The sequence below is a fragment of the Streptomyces sp. ADMS genome (genome assembly GCF_033441795.1).
Classification (GTDB): Bacteria; Actinomycetota; Actinomycetes; order Streptomycetales; family Streptomycetaceae; genus Streptomyces.
This window is the reverse complement of the sequence record NZ_JAVFVX010000301.1, coordinates 1-1,582: the sequence shown is the minus strand read 5'-3', so window position 1 is coordinate 1,582 and position 1,582 is coordinate 1. Positions and strand designations below refer to the sequence as shown.

The following is a 1,582-nucleotide window of genomic DNA, read 5'->3' as shown; positions in this document are numbered from 1 at the left end:
GCATCAGCGTCGTCGTACCGCAGATAGGGGGAGACGCCCTTGATCGCCATCCGATTGCTCCTTCCGGTAAGGGGAACCGCCATCGTTTCGCACACGTCATGCGCAGCGGCGGAGGCGCTCCAGCGCGCGGTCTCGCGACACCGGCCCTCCAGCTCCCGACGGACGTGCACGGAGCCCGGCGGATCGATCGGACCCCGCAGGGAGCTATTCACACCCGAAGCCTTACGACCGCCGGTAGGATCGACACCATGAGTAGTAGCAGGAAGTACTCGATCAGCCTGCCTGAAGATCTCGCCGAGGCCGTACGCGGCCACGTCGGGCCCGGCGGTTTCTCCGCCTACGTCGCCGAGGCCCTCGAACAGCGGGTGGCGATGGACAAGCTGCGGGAGATCGTCGCCGATTTCGAGACCGACAACGAGGAACTCACCCGCGAAGAGATCGAGGCCGCCCGCGCACTGCTGCGCCACGACCACCGACAGGCCGGCGGGGCCGCCGCCTGATGCCCGGCACCGTGCTGCTCGACAGCGAGGGACTCTCGAAGCTCTACCGCAAGGACCGCACCGTTGTAGCTCTGGTCCAGGCGGCATCGGAAGAGGGCATCCGTGTGGCCACCAGCGCCATGACCACCCTTGAGGCCGACTACGACCGCATCCACCCGGCCCGCATCAAGTGGGTCCTCTCTCGCGTGGACGTTCACGACGTCACCAAGGAGATCGCTGACCGGGCCGCCGTCCTTCTTCGCACCCATCACCTCCACGGCCACAAGTACGCCATCGATGCCGCTCTCGCCGCCATCGCCCGCAATGCGCCCCAGCCGGTCACGGTCCTCACTTCCGACCCCGAGGACCTGACGCTCCTGTGCGGCCCTTCCGTGCAGGTCGTCAAAGTCTGAGAAGTGTCACTGCCCAGCTGACCAGACCTGTCACCGCCCCGCATCACGGGTCGAGGACTCCCTGCGGACAGAACCTGTGCCCGACCCGTCAACAAGCAGGTCGGGCACGGCTCTTGATGAATCATCAGACGTTGAAGCGGAACTCCCCCACAAGGCTCTGACCTGCGGGAATGCGGACGCATCCCAGCACCATCCCAGCACGGGATGCACAACAAAGTACAAGAAGATCCAGGGACGCCAAGATTACACATCAACCCCCGCGCCGATGCGGGCCGCGCATCACTTCTGAAGCCGGGTGCATCTCCCGGCAGAGCACCCGTGCGAAGGCGTGGCGTTCGCTGCGAGGTAGTTTCCGGGCACGGTCAACTTCGGACAGGGAAACCGCATGTGCTCACGCTGACGGCGCTGTCGGTCTGCCGCTTACCGCCGGGATGTGGCGCGGGGCGGGCACGTCCCGCAGCGCATCCGTCCACGACTCGCTCGACTCGCGCAGGCCCTCGGCTAGCGCGATCAGCTCCTTGGAGCCATCCAGGCGCACCAGCACCAGCACGCAAGAGTCAGACTTGGAACAGGCGCTCATCATGGGAGTGCCTGCACTCCAAGGCGACCGGCAATCGGTGCCTTCGCTCATCATGATGTCCCTCCCCTCGTAGCGTGGAGTCCGTGATTGCAGGGGAAGTTGGGGTTCAT

The 1,582-nt window shown here is 65.5% G+C and carries 3 protein-coding genes and 1 pseudogene; 2 read left to right on the top strand and 2 right to left on the bottom strand.

Features of this window, described 5'->3' with window-relative positions; translation table 11 throughout:
• Positions 1 to 212: hypothetical protein (locus RB628_RS40545; protein WP_318325655.1), on the bottom strand; the 212-nt coding region annotated here is incomplete at its 3' end.
• Between the two features lie 36 nt (positions 213 to 248).
• On the opposite strand from RB628_RS40545, the gene RB628_RS40540 reads away from it, so the two are divergent.
• Positions 249 to 500, top strand: a complete 252-nt coding sequence (locus RB628_RS40540; protein ID WP_318325654.1) for a hypothetical protein — start codon at positions 249 to 251, stop codon at positions 498 to 500.
• Positions 500 to 892: a DNA-binding protein gene (locus tag RB628_RS40535; protein WP_318325653.1), complete on the top strand. Its 393-nt coding sequence runs from the start codon at positions 500 to 502 to the stop codon at positions 890 to 892. Before RB628_RS40540 ends, RB628_RS40535 begins: the two co-directional genes overlap by 1 nt.
• A gap of 391 nt (positions 893 to 1,283) precedes the next feature.
• On the opposite strand, the pseudogene RB628_RS40530 reads toward RB628_RS40535, so the two are convergent.
• Positions 1,284 to 1,582 (bottom strand): annotated as a pseudogene (locus tag RB628_RS40530) (hypothetical protein); the annotation flags it as partial.